Origin of the sequence: Methylosinus sp. H3A (assembly GCF_015709455.1) — a bacterium.
Taxonomy (GTDB): domain Bacteria; phylum Pseudomonadota; class Alphaproteobacteria; order Rhizobiales; family Beijerinckiaceae; genus Methylosinus.
Map to the genome: position 1 here is coordinate 2,503,061 of NZ_JADNQW010000005.1, position 20,678 is coordinate 2,523,738.

19 protein-coding genes and 1 riboswitch are annotated in these 20,678 nt (G+C 68.2%); of the genes, 3 read left to right on the forward strand and 16 right to left on the reverse strand.

Going from position 1 to position 20,678, the window contains the following annotated elements:
* Window positions 1–156: 156 nt before the first annotated feature.
* The 12 genes from IY145_RS14670 to IY145_RS14725 are packed head-to-tail and all read right to left on the reverse strand — an operon-like array spanning window position 157 to window position 12,920.
* Window positions 157–1,482, reverse strand: a complete 1,326-nt coding sequence (locus tag IY145_RS14670; RefSeq protein ID WP_196410558.1) for a cobyrinate a,c-diamide synthase — start codon at window positions 1,480–1,482, stop codon at window positions 157–159.
* Window positions 1,479–2,246: a precorrin-4 C(11)-methyltransferase gene (gene cobM / locus IY145_RS14675; protein WP_196408884.1), complete on the reverse strand. Its 768-nt coding sequence runs from the start codon at window positions 2,244–2,246 to the stop codon at window positions 1,479–1,481. The genes IY145_RS14670 and cobM overlap by 4 nt, the downstream gene beginning before the upstream one ends.
* Window positions 2,243–2,698 (reverse strand): cobalamin biosynthesis protein, encoded by a 456-nt coding sequence (locus IY145_RS14680; RefSeq protein ID WP_246722047.1) that lies wholly within the window; start codon window positions 2,696–2,698, stop codon window positions 2,243–2,245. Before IY145_RS14680 ends, cobM begins: the two co-directional genes overlap by 4 nt.
* Window positions 2,695–3,906, reverse strand: a complete 1,212-nt coding sequence (cbiE, locus tag IY145_RS14685) for a precorrin-6y C5,15-methyltransferase (decarboxylating) subunit CbiE (RefSeq protein WP_196408886.1) — start codon at window positions 3,904–3,906, stop codon at window positions 2,695–2,697. The genes IY145_RS14680 and cbiE overlap by 4 nt, the downstream gene beginning before the upstream one ends.
* Window positions 3,903–4,670, reverse strand: a complete 768-nt coding sequence (cobJ, locus tag IY145_RS14690) for a precorrin-3B C(17)-methyltransferase (RefSeq protein WP_196408887.1) — start codon at window positions 4,668–4,670, stop codon at window positions 3,903–3,905. The genes cbiE and cobJ overlap by 4 nt, the downstream gene beginning before the upstream one ends.
* Window positions 4,671–4,681: 11 nt before the next feature.
* Entirely contained in the window at window positions 4,682–5,455 is a 774-nt protein-coding gene (locus IY145_RS14695) for a precorrin-2 C(20)-methyltransferase (protein ID WP_196408888.1), read from the reverse strand.
* Complete coding sequence (locus IY145_RS14700) at window positions 5,452–6,084, reverse strand: precorrin-8X methylmutase (RefSeq protein ID WP_196408889.1); 633 nt, start codon at window positions 6,082–6,084, stop codon at window positions 5,452–5,454. Before IY145_RS14700 ends, IY145_RS14695 begins: the two co-directional genes overlap by 4 nt.
* Window positions 6,069–7,406 (reverse strand): precorrin-3B synthase, encoded by a 1,338-nt coding sequence (gene cobG / locus IY145_RS14705; protein WP_196408890.1) that lies wholly within the window; start codon window positions 7,404–7,406, stop codon window positions 6,069–6,071. The genes IY145_RS14700 and cobG overlap by 16 nt, the downstream gene beginning before the upstream one ends.
* Entirely contained in the window at window positions 7,403–10,918 is a 3,516-nt protein-coding gene (cobN, locus tag IY145_RS14710; protein ID WP_196408891.1) for a cobaltochelatase subunit CobN, read from the reverse strand. Before cobN ends, cobG begins: the two co-directional genes overlap by 4 nt.
* A 7-nt stretch (window positions 10,919–10,925) precedes the next feature.
* On the reverse strand, window positions 10,926–11,960 hold the full coding sequence (cobW, locus tag IY145_RS14715) for a cobalamin biosynthesis protein CobW (protein WP_196408892.1): 1,035 nt from the start codon (window positions 11,958–11,960) through the stop codon (window positions 10,926–10,928).
* Complete coding sequence (locus IY145_RS14720) at window positions 11,957–12,712, reverse strand: CbtA family protein (RefSeq protein ID WP_196408893.1); 756 nt, start codon at window positions 12,710–12,712, stop codon at window positions 11,957–11,959. Before IY145_RS14720 ends, cobW begins: the two co-directional genes overlap by 4 nt.
* A 7-nt stretch (window positions 12,713–12,719) precedes the next feature.
* Window positions 12,720–12,920 carry a CbtB-domain containing protein gene (locus tag IY145_RS14725; RefSeq protein ID WP_196408894.1) on the reverse strand — a complete coding sequence of 67 codons (201 nt, stop codon included), beginning with the start codon at window positions 12,918–12,920 and terminating at the stop codon, window positions 12,720–12,722.
* Window positions 12,921–12,965: 45 nt separating this feature from the next.
* Window positions 12,966–13,162: riboswitch (cobalamin riboswitch) on the reverse strand.
* 41 nt (window positions 13,163–13,203) lie between these two features.
* On the opposite strand from IY145_RS14725, the gene cobO reads away from it, so the two are divergent.
* Window positions 13,204–13,833 carry a cob(I)yrinic acid a,c-diamide adenosyltransferase gene (gene cobO, locus IY145_RS14730; protein WP_196408895.1) on the forward strand — a complete coding sequence of 210 codons (630 nt, stop codon included), beginning with the start codon at window positions 13,204–13,206 and terminating at the stop codon, window positions 13,831–13,833.
* 58 nt (window positions 13,834–13,891) lie between these two features.
* On the opposite strand, the gene IY145_RS14735 is transcribed toward cobO, so the two are convergent.
* Both IY145_RS14735 and IY145_RS14740 read right to left on the reverse strand, forming a co-directional pair.
* Window positions 13,892–14,203: a hypothetical protein gene (locus IY145_RS14735; protein WP_196408896.1), complete on the reverse strand. Its 312-nt coding sequence runs from the start codon at window positions 14,201–14,203 to the stop codon at window positions 13,892–13,894.
* A 140-nt stretch (window positions 14,204–14,343) separates the two neighbouring features.
* Window positions 14,344–15,669, reverse strand: coding sequence for an Nramp family divalent metal transporter (locus tag IY145_RS14740; RefSeq protein WP_196408897.1), 1,326 nt, complete (start codon window positions 15,667–15,669; stop codon window positions 14,344–14,346).
* Window positions 15,670–16,164: 495 nt separating this feature from the next.
* On the opposite strand from IY145_RS14740, the gene IY145_RS14745 reads away from it, so the two are divergent.
* Together IY145_RS14745 and IY145_RS14750 are read left to right on the forward strand one after the other, a co-directional pair.
* Entirely contained in the window at window positions 16,165–17,046 is an 882-nt protein-coding gene (locus IY145_RS14745) for a tetratricopeptide repeat protein (protein ID WP_196408898.1), read from the forward strand.
* A gap of 233 nt (window positions 17,047–17,279) precedes the next feature.
* Window positions 17,280–17,462 (forward strand): hypothetical protein, encoded by a 183-nt coding sequence (locus tag IY145_RS14750; RefSeq protein ID WP_161912931.1) that lies wholly within the window; start codon window positions 17,280–17,282, stop codon window positions 17,460–17,462.
* A gap of 232 nt (window positions 17,463–17,694) precedes the next feature.
* On the opposite strand, the gene serA is transcribed toward IY145_RS14750, so the two are convergent.
* Window positions 17,695–19,281, reverse strand: a complete 1,587-nt coding sequence (gene serA / locus IY145_RS14755) for a phosphoglycerate dehydrogenase (protein WP_196408899.1) — start codon at window positions 19,279–19,281, stop codon at window positions 17,695–17,697.
* 104 nt (window positions 19,282–19,385) lie between these two features.
* Window positions 19,386–20,558, reverse strand: a complete 1,173-nt coding sequence (locus IY145_RS14760) for a phosphoserine transaminase (protein WP_196408900.1) — start codon at window positions 20,556–20,558, stop codon at window positions 19,386–19,388.
* Window positions 20,559–20,678: the final 120 nt, after the last annotated feature.

The window sequence follows — 20,678 nt, forward strand, 5'->3', positions numbered from 1 at the left end:
GCCGAAAATTCGATCGGGGTGCGACATAGCGACGGTCTTCCAAAAATGCGCTTGACACTTGTGCGCCGCAGCAATACAACAGTGCGACGCAGCGAGAACTTCTCTCGCTCCGTAGCCCTCCTTGGGCGTTTCCTCCCTTGACTTGGGCCGCTGGCGTTACCGGCGGCCCTTTTTTTTCGTCATTGCGTGGAAGAAACTTCCCGTGACCGGCCCTGCGCGCAGGCCGGCGGGCCGCTCCTCCTGCGAATAAGCGTCTGTAACCATCGCAAAGGGCAGGCCCTTCTCGCTCACTATCGTGGCGTAGTGGAATTCGTGCCCGGCGAGCTCTGCGCCCGCCGTCCCGAGCGCGCAATCGGCCGCCAGTCGCGCGCGTCTATAGCCCAAATGAAGTTTGCGCTGCGCAAAACTCGTCGCCAGATCGAGCAGGCCGGCCATCGTATGAAGCTCGCCGGCGGCGTCGGTGAGCGTTCGGCCGAGCGTCATATAGCCGCCGCACTCGCCATGGACCGGGCGCGTCGCAGCGAAGCGCCGAAGCCCACCCAAAAAATTCGTGGCCGCCGCGAGCCGGCCGGCGTGCAGTTCCGGATAGCCGCCGGGAAGCCAGCAGGAGTCGCAATCGTCGGGCGGGGCTTCGTCGACGAGCGGCGAAAAAAATGCGATCTCGGCGCCGGCCTCGCGCCAACAGCATGCGAGATGCGGATAGAAGAACGAAAAGGCCTCGTCCCGCGCCACGGCGATGCGCCCGCCCGGCGGTCGTGGGGCGTCGAGCGAGCCCCGCGCGACGCCGGCCGGGCCTCCCGCCGCGGCGGCCAGCAGGGCGTCGAGGTCGACATGCGTCTCGATGCGCTCCGCGAGCGCGTCGAGCAGTGCTCCGAGGCCGCGCGTCTCGCCCGCCTGCACCAAGCCCAAATGCCGCTCGGGCAGAGCGATCCCGCTGTCGCGGGGCAGCGCCCCGAATACTCTGACGCCGATCGCCTCGATGGCCTCCTGCGCGAGCTTGCGATGCCGTTCGGAGCCGACGCGGTTGAGCAGGACGCCGGCGAGCTTCACCCGCGCGTCATGGGCCGCGACGCCGCGCGCTATCGCGGCGGCGCTCTGCGCTTGTCCCGAGACGTCCATCACCAGCAGCGCCGGCCAGCCGAGATGGGCCGCGATATCGGCCGAGGCGCCCGTCTGCGCCGGGGCGCCGGGAGCGCCGTCGAAAAGGCCCATCGACCCTTCCGCGACGATCACATCGGCGTCCTCGCCGGCGCGTAGCGCGAGCTGGCCCAGCAGCTCGGCCTCCATCGTCCAGGAATCGAGATTGAAGCTCGCGCGCCCGGTCGCGGCCGCGTGAAAGGCGGGATCGATATAATCCGGCCCGCATTTCACGCCGGACACGCGCAGGCCTCGCCGCGCCAGCGCGCGCATCAGCCCGAGCGCCACCGTCGTCTTGCCCGCGCCGGAGCGGATCGCGGCGACGAGGAGGCCGGGGGCGATCAGCGTCCGGCTCCTTTGGGGCGAAAGCGGCGGTCATAGCCCGCGTCATAGAGCGCGCTCTCGCGGAAATCATCGGCCGCCAGCGCCTCGCCGACGAGAATGAGCGCGGTGCGCTCCATCGGCGCAACGCCCGCCAGCGGCTCTATGGTGGAGAGCGTTCCGCGCAGGATGCGCTCGTCGGGCCAGGAGGCGCGATAGACGAGCGCAATGGGGCAATCCGCGCCATAGAAGGGCGTGAGCTCCTCGACGACCCGTACGAGCGCATGAATGGAGAGATGGATCGCCATGGTCGCGCGCGCCGCGGCGAAGGCGGCGAGCGTCTCGGTCGGCGGCATGGCCGAGGCGCGGCCCGAGGTGCGCGTCAGCACGACGGATTGCGCGACTTCCGGCAGCGTCAGTTCCCGTCTCAGCGCGGCGCTGGCGGCGGAGAAGGCCGGCACGCCAGGAGTGATGGTGTAGGGAATGCCGAGCGCTTCGAGCCGCCGAGTCTGCTCGCCGACGGCGCTCCAGATGGAGAGATCGCCGGAATGGAGCCGGGCGACATCCTGCCCGGCCTCATGAGCCGCCAGCATTTCCGCGACGATGGCGTCGAGCGAGAGCGGCGCTGTGTCGACGATGCGCGCGCCCTCCGGGCAATGGGCGAGAATCTCCGGCGCGACCAGCGAGCCGGCGTAGAGGCAGATCGGGCAGCGCGCGAGAATGTCGCGGCCGCGCAACGTCAGCAGATCGGCGGCGCCTGGGCCGGCGCCGATGAAATGGATGGTCATGGGCCCTCGTCTAGCGCATTTCGCGCGATTGCGCAGGTCGCCCGCGCGCTGGCGAGGCGCGGGCCGAGAAGGAGGCCGCCCTTCCCGGCGCCGACGAGCGCCGCCGCTTCCGCCACGCTGCCGACGCCGGTGAGGGCTTCCACGCGGGGCGAGCGGGTGAGGGTTTCGTGCTTTCGCGCGCGCAGCTCTTCCAGCGGCAGAAAGACGATCGTCATGTCCAACAGTCGAGCGGCTTCGTGGAGGCCGAGCTCGCCGCACTTCGCATCGATGGTGAAGAGCGCGATCTCGACGCGCGACTCCTTCTCCCACTGATGGGAGAAGGCGGGGGAAGGGGCGCGCACATAGGTTTCGCAAGCCTTTCGGATCAGCGCGACCGCTTCCCGAGCATCGACGCCGCTGCGCGCGCCTATGCCGATGGCGTAGCGCGCAATGACCGCCGAAGGCGCGCTCAACTCTTCACCGCCCGCCATTGCAGCACGGGCAGCGCCGGCTCCAGCGCGTGAAAGCCGCCGATCGGGCGCGCTTTCGAGATCGCCATGTTCACCAGCTCGCCGCCTCTCCTTTGAAAGGCGTCGATCAGCAGCGCTTGCGTCTCGATCGTTACCGCATTGGCGACGATGCGCCCGCGAGCGGGCAGAAGAGCGTCCCAGGCCGCCTCGATCACATTCGCATCGCCGCCTCCGCCGATGAAGACGACATCCGGCGTCGGCAAGCCTGCGAGCGCCTGTGGAGCCGCGCCTTCGACGATGTCGAGATCGGGAACGCCGAGCGAGACGGCGTTGCGCGCGATCCGCGCTATGCGCGTTGCATTCTGCTCGACCGCGGTCGCGCGATTGGCCGCGTCGGCGAGCATCCATTCGATCGCGATGGAGCCAGAGCCTGCGCCAATGTCCCACAGGCGTTCGCCGCGGCGCGGCGCGAGCGCTGCGAGAGTCACTGCGCGAATGTCGCGCTTGGTGATCTGCCCGTCATGCTCGAACCACTCGTCCGGCAGGCCCGGCGTCAGCGGCAAAACGCGCGCATCGGACCCGGCGATCACTTCGACGCCTATGGTGTTGAGCGCCGCTATGTCGTTCAGCGAAAAATCGCTCGCGCGCGCGTTGCGAACACGCTCCTTCGAGCCGCCCATATGCTCGAGCACATGCACATGCGACTCGCCCATGCCGAGCGCGGTGAGATGCGCGGCGAGGCGTGCAGGCGTCGTCCCGTCCCAGGAGAGAATGAGCAGCCGATGCGCAGATTGCAGATGCGGCGTCACGCGCTCGAAGGCCCGGCCATGCAGCGACAGCAACGTGCAATCCTGCTGGCTCCAACAGAGGCGCGCGGCGGCGAGCGCGAAGGAGGAGGGCGCCGGAAGGCAGAGAATTTCCTCCGTCGCGACATTGCGCGCGATCATATCGCCGACGCCGAAGAAGAAAGGATCGCCGCTCGCCAGAACCACGACCGGCGCGCCGCGCCGCGACAGAATCGTCTCCATCGCGGCGGAGAGCGGCGAGGGCCAGCATAGCGTCTCGGCTTTCTGCGGGCCGATCAAATCGAGATGACGCGCGCCGCCGACGATCAGCGAAGCATTGGAGATGAGCGCGCGCGCGGCGGGCGTCAGCGCGTCGAGCCCGTCCTCGCCCAGTCCGATCAGCGAGAGCCAGCGCGCCGCGCTCATATCGCCTTCCGCGCCGTATAGACGAAAGGAGGCGCGTCGCTGCGCGCAATCAGCTTCGTGCCGCTGGCGCCGATGAGCACGAGAGTCGACATGTCGACGACACCCGGATCGGCTTGCCCGAGCGTGGTGATGATGACGTCCTCCTCTGCGCGTCCGACGGATTTCGCGAAGACGACGAGGCGGTCGTCCGGCAGCGCGCGGCGCAGCAGCGCGAATGCGTCATGAATGCGCTGCGGCCGCGCGCGCGAGGCGGGATTGTAGAAAGCCATCACGAAATCGGCGCGCGCCGCGAGCTCGAGACGCGTCTCGATCACCGACCAGGGTTTCAAATTATCGGAGAGCGAGATCACGCAGAAATCATGACCGAGCGGCGCCCCCAGCCGCGCCGCCGCCGCCTGCATGGCCGAGATTCCCGGCAGAATTTCTATGTCGAGATCGCGCCACGCGGGATCGCCAGTGTCGATCGCCTCGAGCACCGCCGCCGCCATGGCGAAAATGCCCGGATCGCCGCCCGAGACGACAGCGACTCTGCGTCCGCTCGCGGCGAGGCGCAGCGCCTCCTCGGCGCGCGCGATCTCGACGCGATTGTCGCTGGCGATGCGCGTCTGGCCGGGCGTGACGGGAACGCGCGCCACATAGGGCGCATAGCCGATGATATCCTGCGCCGAACGCAAAGCCTCTTGCGCCTCATGGGTGAGAAAACGCGCGTCGCCCGGCCCGAGGCCGATGACAGAGAGACGCCCATTCACTGCAGCAGAGTTCATGGCCGCCGAATTCATGGACGTCGTCCGTGGCCGGGCACGAGGACGAGCGCGAAATAGGGCGCCTCGTCGTCGCGCTTCTCGGTGAAGCGCATGATTTTCTCATCCGCCATCGTGCCGCGTTCGACATAGATCGCGCGCTCGACGAGCTTCGCATCCTCGAGCGCGAGGCGCAGCTTCGCCAGATTGCCGCCGAGCTTCATCACCACAGCTGCGTCCGTCGAAGCGAGCCGTTCTGCGAGCGCATCGCGCGGCAGGGTGGCGGGAATGACGGTGAGCACATCGTCGCCCCAGGTCATCGGCTGGCGCGCCGCTGCGAAACAGCCGGACATTCCCGATACGCCCGCGCAGACCTCCACGCGAAAGCGCGGCGACAATCGCGTCTGCAGATGCATGAAGGAGCCATAGAGCATCGGATCGCCCTCGCAGAGGAGAGCGACGTCACGGCCGAGCGACAGATGCAGCGCGAGGCGCTCCGCGCTTTCCTCGTAGAAAGCGGCGAGCGCGGCGACATAGTCCGGATGGTCGAAGGGGATTTCCGTCGTCAGCGGATAGGCGAGCGGAATTTCTGCGCAATCCTTCGCGACAAAGCGCGCGGCGATGGCGCGCGCATGGCTCGGCTTTCCGCGTTTGGAGAAATAGGCGATGACCTTGGCCTCGCTCACCAGCCGCGCGGCTTTGAGAGTCATCAGCTCCGGATCGCCGGGGCCGAGGCCGACGCCGAGGAGCGCGCCGAGCGTGACGGGCGTTTCTTGGTCGGCGCGCAAATTCGGATCGACGATATTCATTCTTTTTCGCTCGCCAGCGCGTTGATCGCGGCCGCCGCCATGGCGCTGCCGCCCTTGCGGCCGCGCACGATCACGGTCGGGACGCGCCCGTCGGCGAGCGCCGCCTCTTTCGATTCCGCCGCGCCGACGAAGCCGACCGGCATTGCGATGATCGCAGCAGGCGGCGGCGCGCCTTCGTCGAGCATTTCGATGAGGCGGAACAGCGCCGTCGGCGCATTGCCGATCGCGATGACGGCGCCCGCGAGATTTTCTCGCCACAGCTCCATCGCCGCCGCGCTGCGCGTTGTTCGCATATCTTCGGCGAGCGTGCGAACACGCGGATCGGCGAGCGTGCAGATCACCTCGTTATTCGCCGGCAGGCGCGCGCGGGTGACGCCATGGGCGACCATATTGGCGTCGCAGAGAATGGGCGCTCCTTTACGCAGCGCCGCGCTCGCGGCCTCCGCCATGCCGGGCGCGAAGAGAATGTCGTCGGCGATCTCCACCATTCCGCAGGCGTGGATGACGCGCACGGCGACGCGCTCCTCCTCGCGCGAGAATCGCTCGAGCCGCGCTTCCGAGCGGATGATGGCGAAGGAGCGGTCGTAGATCGCGGCGCCGTCGCGGATGTAGGTCAATGCGCCGGACATGGCGGCTCCTGCGTTGTGGCGCGCGCGAGGCGCGCTCTCATTGCGTCTTCGATTTCATTCGCGTCGAGGCCTCGCAGCGTCGGCGCGTCGTTCGCGCCGCCATCGTCGACGAGATCGAAGCCCTGCGGCGTCGCCACCAGCGCGACCTTCGCCGCAGCGGGAAAGGCGCAGCCCTTGGCGCAGCCGGATATGTGCAGCCTCGCGCCCTCGGACGCAAGCCGCGCCGCGAGAGGGGCGAGCTGCGCCGCGAGACCGCGGGTGGGCGCCTGCGCCTGCGGGCATTCGGGCGCGCCGGGGCAGGCGATCACGGCGAGGCGCGGATCTTCGGCGTCGACGACGAGGCCGCGCTGCGCGGCGATCTTTGCGATCATGCGCGCCGCTTTTTCCGTGGGGCAGGGCAGGAGCAGGGCGCGCCAGGGCGTCAGGCGCAATTCGCCGAGGCCGTGCGCGTCGGCGAGATCGGCGAGCGCGCCGAGCTCATCCGCGCTCAGGCGTCCCGAGGGCGCGCCGATTCCGACGAAGGCTCCCTCGCTTCGCTCGCGGGAGAGAGCGCCTCCCGCTCCCGCCTCTGGCGCGGGAGGGCCGGGGAGGGGGCGGACCCCGAAAATCGCGGCCGCCGAGGCGGCGCGGCAGCGCGAGCGGTAGGGCGTCGGCGCGAGGCCCGTCTGTTTCGCCAGCGCGTCGAGCCCGAAGGCGGCGACGACATTGCGCATGCGGCGCAATTCGAATTCGCGTCCCTCCCGCAATGTGAGAAACGCGCGCGCCAGCTGGAGCGCGGCGTCCGTCGCTGTTTCGAGCTCTGTGAGAAAGGCCTGTTCGCGGGCGCCTTCGGCGATGACGGCGATCTTGTCGTCATGCGCCTCGAGACGAATGTCCATCGCCGAATTGGCGAGGCCGAGCGCGCCGCCGTCATCGACGAGAAAACCGAATTTGCCCGGCAGAGCCTGCAAAGCGCCGTCTTTCGAAAGGTCTCGCGCGAGACGCGAGGCGAGGGCGCTCGCGTGTTCGTCCGCGAAAGGCGAGACCAGAAAATTGAGCACGCTCTCCGTCGCCGCATCCTTGGCGAGCAGGCCGAGCGCGGCGAGGCGATGCTGCGCCACTTCGAGCCGCGTCTCGTCGACGCCGCGCAATTGCAATTGCGCGCGCTGCGAGAGATCGACGAGGCCATTGCCGCAGTCGCGCGCGATGGCGGCGATCTCGCGCGCCTCATGCGCGAGAAGGCGTGGCTGCAACGTCTTGGCGCGCAGCAGCAGGCCGTCGCCGCTCTGCATGGGCCGTAGCGCGCCGGGGCACCAGCCCTGGATTTTCGGCGCGGCTGTCATGGCTCCGCCCCCGTCCCGGTGAGTGTCGCGAACGGGGCAGGGTCGGGGACGGGGCTTTCGCCGAGCGCCGCTGCGACGCTGTTGCGCCGCGTGCGCCAGAAGCCCCGCGCGATGGCGCGCTCGAAAACATCGCGAATAGCCTCCGCCGCGCGCGGATTGTCGCGCAGCAGAAAGGCGCGCACATGCGGCGCGCCGAGCGTCGCGTCGAACACCAAGTCCCATTGCGAGTCGCGCACGAAGGCGGTCGTCGCGGCGAAGGCGAAGAGATTGTCGATCGTCTCGGCGATTTCCGCGGCGCCGCGATGGCCGTGGCGCATCTGCCCCTCGAGCCAGCGCGGATTGGCGGCGCGGCCGCGAATGACGCGCGCGATCTCTCGGTCGAGCGAGCGCAGCTTCGGCGCGGCGGGGCGCGTCGCGTCGAGATGCACCACCTCGGCCGCGCCGCCGAGCGCGGCGTTGGCGGCGGCAAAGCCGCCTTCGAACTCCGCGAAGGCTGCGCCGGTGAGCACATCCGTCTCCGCCATATCCTGCACATGCACCAGCGCATCGGCGGCGCCGACGCGCTCGCCGAAAGCGTGATGCGCCGGCGCGCTCTCGCCATTGCGCGAAAAGGCGTGGCCGCCGGCCTCGAGAAAAGCGCGGCCGAGCGCGTCGCGCGTCTCTCCTCGCGCAATCGCTTCGGAGAGGCCGAGGCCGTAGCTTCCCTGCGCCGCGCCGAAGACGCGCTCGAGCGAGCGGCTTTCGCGACGAGCCGCCGCGAGAGGATTGGATTCCTCGTCTTCATCGAGCGCGGCGACGGCCGCGACGGCGTCGTGAAACAGCGCGATGAGGCCGGGGAACATGTCGCGGAACAAGCCTGAGATATGAAGCGTCACATCCACGCGCGGAAAATCGCGTTTGGCCAGCGGTTCGATCTCGAAGCCGGCGACGCGCGCGCTGGCGTGATCCCAGAGCGGCGCGACGCCCATCAATGCGAGCGCTTGCGCGAAATCCTCGCCGCCGGTGCGGATCGTCGCGCTGCCCCAGAGATCGAGCACGATATTGCGCGGCCATTCGCCATGTTCCTGCGCATGACGCATCATGACCTCGCGCGCGGCGCGGGCGCCGATGTCATGAGCCGTGCGCGTCGGCGCATGGCGCGGATCGATGCAGAAGAGATTGCGTCCCGTCGGCAGCACATCGGCGCGTCCGCGCGAGGGCGCGCCCGCAGGGCCGGGCTCGACGAAGTGGCCTTCGAGCGCGCGCAGCAATCCGCTCGTCTCCGCCTCGCCGCAGGGGCCGGCGCCGAACACATGCAGTCCGTCGCCGACGCGCATTTCCTTGACGTCGCAGAGCCAGGCGTCGAGCCGCGCCAGCGCCTCGGCGCGATCCGTTTCGCGCGTGACGCCGCATTCCTGCGCGAGGCCGTTGCGCTCCGCAGCGTCGAGAATCGCTTCGGCGATGAGCTTCGCGCGGCGCGGGTCGAGTGTCGCGGCGCTCGCATATTCGTCGAGCAGGCTCTCGATTTCTTGCGCCTCCGCCGCGAGTCCGGCTTCGACGAGCGGCGGCGTCATATGACCGATCGTCACCGCGCTGGTGCGGCGCTTGGCCTGCGCCGCTTCGCCGGGATCATTGACGATGAAAGGATAGACGAGCGGCGTCGGCCCCAGCAGAACCTCTGGCGCGCAAGCGGGGCCGAGCATGACGGATTTGCCGGGCAGCCATTCGAGCGTGCCATGCGTGCCGAGATGAATCAGCGCGTCGATGTTTCGGACGTGACGCAGAAAGAGATAGAAGGCGATGTAAGCGTGACGCGGGGGAAGCTCGGCGTCGTGATAGGTCTCGCGCCGCTCGGTTCTGTTTCCGCGATCTTGTTGCAGCGCGATGACGAGCTTGCCGCTTTCGACGCAGGAGAAGCGGAAGGCGCCGTTCTGAAGCGCGGGATCGTCTTCGGGCGCGCCCCAGGCGGCGGCGACTTGGCGCGTGAATTCGTCGGGAAGCGCGGCGAAGAAACGCCGATAATCGTCGAGCGGAAGCTCGGCGCAATGCGCGCCGTCTTCGAGCGCGCGCATCAAAGCAACAGTCCCCTCGTCCTGAGGAGCCCGCGCAGCGTGCGTCTCGAAGGAGGCGGCCGTGGGGCGATCATTCTCCTCTCGCCCTACGAGACGCGAGTTTTGCTCGCTTCTCAAAGCGACAGGAGAATGATCGCCGATGCCGTAGCCCGCGTCTCGCAACAGATCACATATGGCAAGCACGCTTTGCGGGGTATCCAGCCCTATGGCGTAGCCGCCGCGTCCGCGTCGCGCGGGATAATCGGAGAGCACGAGCGCGAGGCGCTTGTCGCTATTGTCGAGTCGGCGCAGGCGCGCCCAATTCTGCGCGAGCGCCGCGACATGATCTATGCGCGAAGGCTCGGGCGCATGGCGGATTTCGTCGAATTCGCTCGCCGTCCGCGTGCGCGTCTGCGCCTTGAAGGAAATGGCGCGGGTGAAGATGCGGCCGTCGACCTCCGGCAGCACGACATTCATCGCGAGGTCGGCGCCATTGGCGCCGCGCTTGGAGCTCTCCCAGGACTCGCGCGTCGTGGTTGCGAGCGCGACTTGCAGGACGGGCGCATCGGCGCGGTCGAGAACGCAGCCGCCTTCCGTGCGGGCCGAGAAGGCGGTGGCGTTGAGGACGACGTCGGGACAAAATTCCGCGAGCGTCTGCGCGAGAATCTTTTCGCAGGCGTGGTCCTTGAGGCTCGCGACGAACCAGGCTTCGACGACGAAGCCGCGCGCATGCAGAGAATCGGCGAGCGCGACGATCGGCGCGAAATCGCCGGCGAGCCACGCCGAGCGGTAGAAAGTGATGAGCGCGCGCGGTGCCGACGCCGGGTCGGCGCAGGTCGATGGAGCCGTCACGCGGCGCCTTCTGGAGCTCCCCCTCGTGCTTCGAGACGGTCGCTTCGCGACCTCCTCGGCATGAGGGGGAGGGCGGTTGGGTCGGCAGGCTGTTTCGCAGCGGCCGGCGAGGGGAACGGGCTCGCTCTCGCGCCAGGGCGCCGGGGTTCCCGCGAGCGTGGACGCGAGACAGAGGAAGGCGCGCAGATTGTCTGGTCCGCCATCGCGGAAGAATGACCAGATGCGTGAGAGATCGTCGGGCGCGAGCGTGGAGGCGCGCTCGAGTCTCTCGTCGTGATGCGTATCGCCCGGAACGATCGCCAGAGCGAAGCCGCGCGCGCGGGCGGCGGCCGCAAGCTCGTCGACGCCATAGGACCAATAATCCTTGCCGCCGAGCAGGCGCACGATGACGAGCCGCGCATGGCGCGCGACCTTGTCGATATAGAGATCGACGGAATAGGGGTGCTTCAGCCTAGCGAGCGAGGCGCAGCGTAGCGAGGGAAGCGCTGCGTTCTGCTCATGCAGCTCGGCGACGAGGCCGAGCTCCGCGTCCGAGAAGGACAGAAAAATGACCGTCGCCGGAGTTTGCCCGAGGTCGACCGCCGCCTCATTGTCATCGAGGCCATGGAGATCGCGCGCGAGCAGATGCATGGCGCCCTCAGCTCGTCAGCATGGCCGTCACGCCCGCGCGGTCGAGACCTTTTTCGCCGATGACGACGAGACGGCTGGCGCGCGGCTCGTCGGCGCGCCAGGGGCGGTCGAATTGATGGCGAAAGCGCGCGCCGACGCCCTGCACCAGCAGCCGCATCGGCCTGCCGGCGATCTCGACGAAGCCCTTTATGCGCAACACATCATGGGTTTCCGCGACGCGGGCGAGACGCTCGACGAGCTCGGCCGGATCGCGCACGGCGGCGATCTCGACGATGAAGCTCTCGAAATCATCGTGATCGTGACCCTCTTCCGTATCGTGATGCGAGGGGCGGTTGGCGAGATCGTCCTCCGCCGCGGCGCCGAGGCCGAGCAGAATGGCGGGATCGAGCCGTCCCTCGCTCGCGCGCAGCAGCTTTGCCGCACGCGGCGCCGTGGCGCGGATCTGCGCGGCGACCTGCGTCGCTTCTTCGTCGCTCAGAAGATCGATCTTGTTGAGCACGATGAGATCGGCGCAGAGGAGCTGATCCTCGAACACTTCCTCGAGCGGATTGTCATGGTCGATCGCGAGGGTCTCGGCGCGCTCCTTGGCGATGGCGTCGAGATCGTCGGCGAAGCGGCCCGCCGCCACCGCCGGCCCGTCCACCACGGCGATGACGCCGTCGACGGTCAGATGCGGGCGGATGGTCGGCCATTCGAAGGCCTTGACCAAGGGCTTCGGCAGAGCGAGGCCGGAGGTCTCGATGATGATGTGCTCGGGGCGGTTGGGAAGCGCGAGCAGCGCTTCGATCGCGGGCGCGAAATCATCGGCCACGGTGCAGCAGAGGCACCCATTGGCGAGCTCGACGATATTCTCTTCCGGGCAATTCTCCACGCCGCAGGCGCGTAGAATGTCGCCGTCGACGCCGACGTCGCCGAATTCATTGATGACGAGCGCGAGGCGACGACCGCGCGCCGTCTCCAGTATGTGGCGGATCAGCGTCGTCTTGCCGGCGCCGAGAAAGCCGGTGACGATCGTCGCAGGGATTTTCGTGAGAGCGCTCACGCCGCGGCCTCCCTGCTCGCCCTCTGGCCGAGGAAGCGCCAGACGAAGCCGACCGCCGCGCCGACGAGAATCCAGGTGAGCGCATGGATGGCGAGCGAAGCCGCGGCGAAGCGCGCGGCGAGCTCGGCGGGCGCGGTGCTCTCCGGCGCGGGCGGTTGCGGCGCGCCGATGAGATGCGGCGCGATCAGCAAAGCGACGCCCAGCGCCTTGACGACAGGCCGCTCGACGCGCAGCAGCGCGAAGAGGCCGGCGCCCGTCGAGGCCGCCGTGGCCAGCCACCAGAGCTGGCGCGTGGCGAGATCGCCGGCGGCGCTGCCCGGCAGCTCCGGCGCGAGGCCGAGGCTCGTCGCGAGACCCGTCGAGGCGAAGGCGCAGGCGCCCCAGAGCGCGGCGCGCTTGGGCTCGATCGTCTCGCCGGAAAGGAGCATCAGCGCCAGCAGCACAAAGGCGTAGCCGACGGCGGTGACGCTGGTCGCGACGCTGGTGGCCGCAGTGCGCTCGAGGCCGGGCGCCGGCTCCCAGGCGGGCGCATGCTCATGAGTCGTGTGCTCATGAGTCGTGTGTTCATGCCCGGTGTGCTCATGCGCGGCGTGGTCGTGCGCCGCGGCTCCGCCATGCGCCTGCTCGGCCGCGGTCTCATAGACCTCGGCGGCGAGGATCAGCGGAGTCGTGGTGACATTCTGCAGGGCCGCGACGGCGAGCCCCGCGAGAAGGCCGGCCAGAAGACCGACCGCGAGGAGTCGCTGGATCACCGTTGCGTCAATGGCAGGGGAAGCCGAGCGAATGGCGCGAGTCGTGGGCCGCATTATGGGCGACGCTCGCATAGGAGAAGCCGGCGAGATAGACGAGGCCTGCGCCGAGCGTGAAGACGACGAGCGCGGCGCGCAGCACCTCTATGCGGCTCGAGACGAGGACGGCGTCGGCGGAAAGGGTCTTCACGGAAAAGGTCTTGGCGGTCATCTGATTCTCCTCGCCGCCCCACCGGCGGCATTCGTGGTTTCGCGTGACGGCAGGTCACATGACGGCAGGTCTCCTGGCTCGCGGGTCGCCGCACGCGCCGCCTTCCCGGGCTTTCGCCCAGTGGCTTTACGGGCGCGCGCTCGCCGCTCACAGTTGCGGGGGCAGCCGCGGAATCGGGGACGAGCCCCTTACCGCATTCCCTGTTCGCCTCCTTGCGGAGGACCGTCCCGAACAGTCATATGACGGAGAGCAGGAGCCGTCAAACGGCGAGGAGACGCAAATCGTGTCGGAATTCGCGGAGGAAGACGCGGCCCGCCGCCATCGCGAGAAGATGGAGAAGCGCAAGGCCGTCCAGGACGCCGAGGTCGCCGGCAAGACCATCGCCGAAAAGGGCCTGCTCATGGTCCATACGGGCGCCGGCAAGGGCAAGTCGACGGCCGCCTTCGGCCTCGCGCTGCGGGCGATGGGCCATGGGTTCCGGGTCGGCGTGGTGCAATTCGGCAAGGGCGCCTGGGAGAGCGGCGAGCGCCGCATCCTCGAGAAGCTCGGCGAGGAGGAGGGGCTCGTCTCCTGGCATACGCTCGGCGAGGGATTTACCTGGGAGACGCAGGATCGCGCCCGCGACGAGGCGGCGGCCCGCCGCGCCTGGGAAAAGGCGAAGGCGCTGATGGCGCAGGAGTCGATTCGGCTGCTGGTGCTCGACGAATTGTCGATCGCGCTGCGCTATGAGCATCTGCCGCTGGATGAGGTGGTCGAGACGCTGAAGGCGCGGCGCGCCGATCTGCATGTCGTCGTCACCGGCCGCAACGCCAAGCCGGAACTCGTCGCCATCGCCGATCTCGTCACCGAGATGACGCTGATCAAGCATCACTTCCAGGCCGGTGTGAAGGCGCAGATAGGCGTCGAATTCTAAAAGGCGCAGGGCGCCGGCTGGCCGATGGCCCGGCCGGAACCCCGGCGCCGAGCCGATTTCAGCACACGAATTGACGGCGGCCGTTCCACCAGCGCCAGCAGGCGTTGGAAGCCGGCGCGCGGCGCGGTCCCGCATAATAGGACCGGCCATAATAACCGCCGCCATAACTGCCGCCCCATCCGGCGTGGCGCCAGCCGTGATGGCCCCAGCCGTGATGGACGCTGGCGTGGCGGCCGTGATGGTGATGATGGTGATGATGGTGATGATGATGGTGGTGGTGGTGGTGACGATGGTGGCCGCGGGCGGAGGCCGCGCCGGGCAGCATCAGCGCGCCGACCAGGGCCGCCGCATAAACCATATGTCGAAACATGCCGTTTTCTTCCCTTGTTCGAGGAGGGCCCCCAGCGCCGCCTCGGCCGGGGAAGAACGTCGCGCGAAAGAAGATCGTTCCCGCGCGCGCTTGGTTGACGCGCGCTTGCGGAGCCGCATGGTCAAGGGAAAGTTAAAGGATCAGCCTGTGAGCGCGTCGAGGAGCAGCTTGCCGTTCAGCGCGACGATGGCCACGGCGATGACTGCGGCGACGGCTGTGGTGACGCGCGGCGCCGCGAGCTCGCCCATCAGCCTGCGCGAGGCGGTGAACCAGACCAGCGGCACGACGGCGAAGGGCAGGGTGAAGCTCAGCACCACCTGGCTCAGCACCAGCAGCCGGCCGGTCGCCGCCTCGCCGGCGACCAGAGTGACGGCGACGGCCGGGACGATGGCGATGAGCCGAGTCACCAGACGCCGCAGCGCCGGTTTCATGCGCAGCTCGACGAACCCCTCCATCACGATCTGACCGGCGAGGGTCGCCGTCACCGTGGAGTTGAGCCCGCAGGCGATGAGCGCGATGGCGAAGAGCTTGGCGGCGATCGGCGCGCCGAGCAGCGGCGCGATCAGCGTATAGGCCTGGCCGAGCTCGACGACATCGGTATGGCCGGTCGAGTGGAAGGCGGCGGCCGCCAGCACCAGGATAGAGCCATTGATGACGAGCGCGAAAATGAGCGCCAAGGTGCTGTCGAATATGGCGAAGTCGATCGCCTCGCGGCGCTCCGCCGAGGAGGCGCCGACGTCGCGCGTCTGCACGATATAAGAGTGCAGGAAGAGATTGTGCGGCATCACCGTCGCGCCGAGAATGCCGAGGCCGATATAGAGCATCTCGGGATTTTCGATGAGCGCGCGGCTCGGCACGAGGCCGGCGGCGACCTCGCCGAGATCGGGCCGCGCCAGCAGCAGCTGGCCGCCGAAGGCCAGCGCGATGATCCCCAGCATGGCGACGACGAAGAGCTCGATCTTGCGGAAGCCGAGACGCTCGAAGGCGAGCACGAGGAAAGTGTCGAGCAAGGTGACGACGACGCCGAAAGCGAGCGGCAGGCCGAACAGCAATTGCAGGCCGATCGCCGTGCCGATGACCTCGGCGAGGTCGGTCGCCAGAATCCCCGCCTCGGCCAGCAGCCAGAGCGCCACGGAGGCGGCGCGGGGAAAGCGGCGGCGGCAGGCGCTGGCGAGATCGAGGCCGGTGGCGAGGCCGAGCCGGGCCGTCAGCGATTGCAGCACGATCGCCATGACGCTGGACAGCACGGCGACGAAGAGCAGCGCCGTGCCGAATTTGGAGCCGCCGGCGAGCGCGGTCGCCCAATTGCCGGGGTCCATATAGCCGGTGGCGACGAGATAGCCGGGGCCGAGGAAGATGAAGAGACGACGAAAGCCGACGGTCTCGCGCGGGACGCGCACCGAGCCGCGCATATCGCCGCGAGCCGGGACGAGCGTGGCGGAGAGGTCGGGCGAGGCTGCGTGCATGCGGCGGCTTTCTTCTTCGCGAGATCGCGTCCGCCCTCGTCTCCGGCAGGCGTCTCACGAGGATATAGGCCCCGCTCGCCGCGAGCGCCAGCGGGCCGGCGGACGCCTTTCGCGCCTGCGCTCGGCTTCGCCCCTCCGGCGATGCGATGGACTGGGTCGTTTCTATGTCGCAATGCGTAGCCGGATGCGTCGCAGCGGCGCCGAGCATGCGGCGAAACGCTAAAATTTGTGACCTTGTTGCAACAGTCGTCGAGATAGTTTTCCGCGAGCCGGGCAAAGGGCCAGATGCCCCTTTTCAGCCATAAACGCTGCGCTAATCTCGACCCGTCACAAGGTCATCGAAGACATGGAGACGCCTCCCGCGCCGGCTCGTCGCGGGAGAACGCTCCCCTCGTTTCCGAACGCCTGTCGTCGATTTTCGGCGGTGACGCATGGCGGTGTTGTGCGCGGCGTTTTTTTTGAGACGCCAGCGGCGTTGAGAAAGTCAGATCCTCGATGATCGTGTTTCTCCAGGCGATTGCGTCGACGGTAGGGCCGCGCGGGCGTCGTTCGACGCTGCTTCTCGCGCTCGGCTGTGCGACAGCCGGATCTCTTTGGGCGGGCGCCGCCGCCGCCTTCGACGCGTCGGAGCCGCGCTCCCTCGCGGCCGCCACGCAGCCATTGACCATCTTCAAGGATCCGCAGGCCGCTCTGCGCGCCGGGCTGGAGAGCTATCACGCCGGCAACACCAAGAAGTCGGTGGAGGCGCTGCGCTACGCCGCGGATGGCGGCGAATCGCTCGCCCAATGGAAGCTCGGCCGCATGTATGCGGACGGCGACGGCGTCGCCCGCGACGACGCCAAGGCCTATTCCTATTTCGCCAAGCTCGTCGAGCATTTCGCCGACGACGAGCCGAGCCCGCGCGAGCGGCTGATGGCGGCCGGCGCCTTCGTGGCCGTCGGAGTCTATTATCTCGAGGGGATTGCCGCCGCGAAGATCACGCCGGACGCCGGCCGCGCCTTCGATCTCTTCCGCTACGCCGCGACCTATTTCGGCAACGCCGACGCTCAATATAATCTCGCGCGCATGTATCTCGACGGCAATGGCGTCTCCAAGGACGCGCGCCAGGCCGCCAATTGGCTCGATCTCGCCGCGCGGAAGGGCCATGCGCCGTCGCAGGCGCTGCTCGGCCATCTGATGTTCAACGGCGAAGCCGGCGGTCCGCCTCAGCGGGCGCGCGGCCTCATGTATCTCACGCTGGCGCGCGAGGCCGCCGGCGATCGGCCGACCGATCAATGGATCGTCGAGCTGCATTCCCGCGCATTGGCGCGGGCGGGCGAGGCGGACCGCAAAGCGGCGGTGGCGATGCTCGAATATTATCTGACGCGCCGGGACTGACCCCCTTACTCATCGGCCGAGAATGCGAGGCGATCCTGGAGCCGTCGGGCCCGGGATCGCCTTTTTGCGTCGCGTTTTCGCTGCTCTTCACGGGGCCTGACTAATTTTGTCGCGCGCGCACATGCCGCATTGTGCCCGGAAAAGAGTTGGTGTAGGCTGACGCCGATGCGACGCTTTGTCGCGCATCAAGTGAAAAAAAAGCAAAAAAGCACCAACATTCGGAGGATCGTCACATGTCAACAATCGGACACAGCAGCGCTGAGATCGGCAAGACTGTTCTGTGGATGGTCGCCATCGTCGCTTTCGTCATCATTGCGCTGACGAAGGTTCCGGACTGGATTTCCCCCGCCGGCACCAACGGCACGGGCAACGGCTCCGACCCGGGCGTCGGCCGCACCGTGAAGATGATTCAGTAAGATCGACGATCTCTCGCCTTTCGTCTGCAGCTTCGCCATCCTTCTCGTGAAGTTAGCGGCTTGGCGTTGATCGCCGACTTTTAAAGAAAGTCACACTCGATCCGCCTCCTCCGCCTCGTTGTCGCGACAATGAGGCGGAGTGAGGGGGACGACAGGCGCGAGGGCGCTCCGATTCCCTCGCGCGAGGTTCGAGAGCGCCACCTCGAAAAACAGCGCGCCCCTCCCGTCTTCCTCAAAATTGCAGCGTCGTCGCGAAGCGCACTCCGGCCAGCGCGGCGATCTCTCGCATCGTCTCGCGCGGCGCCGGCTCGTCGATCGCGACGAGAGCCACGGCGGAGCCGCCCGGACGATCGCGTCCCAGCGCGCAGGTCGCGATATTCACGCCCGCAGCGCCGAGCAGCCCCGCGAAACGCCCGATGAAGCCGGGTCTGTCGGCGTTGGACACGAAGATCATTCGCTCGGAGAACTCAGCCTCCACGCGGACGCCATCCGCGGCGACGATGCGCGGCCGGCCGTCGTGGAACAGAGAGCCGGCGAGCGTCCTCTCCCCGTCGCGCGTCGTCACCGATACGGCGATGAGTGAATCATAATCGCTCGCGCCGGAGCGTGTCGCTTCGTCGATCGCTATGCCGCGCTCTTTGGCGATCGCGAGCGCCGAGACGAGATTGACCTCGGCGAGCGCCGGCCGCAGCAATCCGGCGACGGCCGCCGCCGTCATCGCCGGGACATTGCGCTGCGCCGCCGCGCCTTCATAGGCGACCAAGATGCGTTCGATCGGCGATTCGGTCGATTGGCCGAGGAAGGAGCCGAGCTTCTCGGCGAGATCGACGAAGGGCGCGAGCCGCGGCGCCTCCTCGGCGCCGATCGACGGGAAATTGACCGCATTCACGATCGCGCCGCGCGTCAGAAAATCGGACATTTGCTCGGCGATCTGCACCGCGACCTTCTCTTGCGCCTCGACCGTCGAGGCGCCGAGATGCGGCGTGCAGACGACATTCTGGCGCGAAAAAAGCGGGTTTTCGCGCGCCGGCTCGGTCTCGAACACATCGAGCGCCGCGCCCGCGACATGGCCCTCGTCCAGAGCCGCGACGAGAGCGGCCTCGTCGACGAGCCCGCCGCGCGCGCAATTGACGATACGCACGCCGCGCTTGGTCTCCGCGAGCGACACGGCGTTCAGCAAGCCCCGCGTCTTGGCGGTGAGCGGCGTATGCAGCGTGATGAAATCGGCGCGCGCGAGCAGCGCGTCGAGATCGACCGGCTCGATGCCGAGCCGCCGCGCGCGCTCCTCGGTCAGGAAGGGATCATAGGCGATGACGCGCATGGAAAAGCCGAGCGCGCGGGTCGCGACATTGGCGCCGACATTGCCGCAGCCGATGACGCCCAGCGTCTTGCCGGCGAGCTCGACGCCCATGAATCGGTTCTTCTCCCATTTGCCGGCGCGGGTGGAGGCGTCGGCGGCGGGAATCTGGCGGGCGAGCGCCAGCATCAGCGCCATCGTATGCTCGGCGGTGGTGATGGAATTGCCGAAGGGCGTGTTCATCACGATCACGCCGCGCGTCGTCGCCGCGGCGACATCGACATTGTCGACGCCGACGCCCGCGCGGCCGATGACTTTCAGCCGCTCCGCCTGCGCGAGCAGCGCTTTGTCGACTTGCGTCGTCGAGCGAATGGCGAGCCCGTCATAGGCGCCGATGGCGGCGGCGAGCGCGGGGGCGTCCTTGCCGAGCTCCGGCCGGTAGTCGGCCTCGATAGCGCGTGAGCGGAAGAGTTCGAGAGCCGCGGGCGAGAGCGCGTCGGAAACGAGCACGCGTTTGAGCATGAGGGGGCCTCCCTCGGCTTGCGCCGAGCGAATTCGCCCCCTTTCGGCGCCGCTCTGTCGCGGCGTCCGTCCCTGTCCCTAGATCGTGACGAGCGGCGTCGGTCTCAAGCCGCCTTGGCCGATTGCGCGACCGCCTCGGCATAGGCCCAGTCGATCCAGGCGGTCAGCGCCGCCACATCGCTCGCCTCCACCGTGGCTCCGCACCAGATGCGCAGGCCGGGCGGCGCGTCGCGATAGGCGCCGAAGTCGAAGCCCGCGCCTTCCTTCTCGACGAGGCCGACGATGCGGGCGGCGAGGGCCGATTGTTCCGCCCGCGGCTTTGCGGCGATGGCGGGATCGGCGAAGACGAGGCAGACGCCCGTATTGGAGCGCGTTGCCGGATCCTGCGCGAGATGCGTGAACCAGGGCGTTTTCTCGACCCAATCGGAAACGACTTTGGCGTTGGCGTTCGCCCGCGCGAAGAGCGCGTCGAGCCCGCCGATCGACTTCGCCCATTTCAGCGTGTCGAGATAATCCTCGACGCAGAGCATGGAGGGCGTGTTGATCGTGTCGCCTTCGAAAATGCTCTCGACGAGCTTGCCGTTCTTGGTGAGGCGGAAAATCTTCGGCAGCGGCCAGGCGGGCGTGTAGCTCTCGAGCCGCTCCACGGCGCGTGGCGAGAGGATCAGCATGCCATGCGCGGCCTCGCCGCCCATCACCTTCTGCCAGGAGTAGGTGACGACGTCGAGCTTGGCGAAATCGAGCGGCTGCGCGAAGGCGGCCGAGGTCGCGTCGCAGATCGTCAGCCCCTTGCGGTCGGCGGGGATGAAATCGGCGTTCGGCACGCGCACGCCGGCGGTGGTGCCGTTCCAGGCGAAGACGAAGTCATTGTCGAAGTTTATCTTCGCGAGGTCGGGCAGTTCGCCGAAGGGGGCGACGAAGCTGCGGGCGGAGCCCGGCTTCAGCTGCTCGATGATGTCGGTGACCCAATCCGCGCTGAAGCTCTCCCAGGCGGCGACGTCGACGCCGCGCGCGCCGATCAGCGACCACAGCGCCATTTCGACAGCGCCGGTGTCGGAGGCGGGAACGATGGCGATGCGATGGCTCGCCGGCACGCGCAGCACCTCGCGCGTGAGATCGATGGCTTCCTTCAGCTTCGCCTTGCCGGCAGGGGAGCGGTGCGAGCGGCCGAGCGCCGCGCCCGAGAGCGCGCCGAGCGTCCAGCCGGGACGCTTGGAGCAAGGGCCGGAGGAAAAACGTGGATCTGCCGGCTTCACGCCGGGCTTTTGGATGGGCATTTGAGCGCTGCCTCCCCGGGGCATGGATTTTCGGATGCTGCGCTACGCGCAACACGTCTTCGCGTCAAGCGGGAGACGTGAAGGCTAAGCCGGGGGAGCCGGAACAGCGACGGTTTTTTC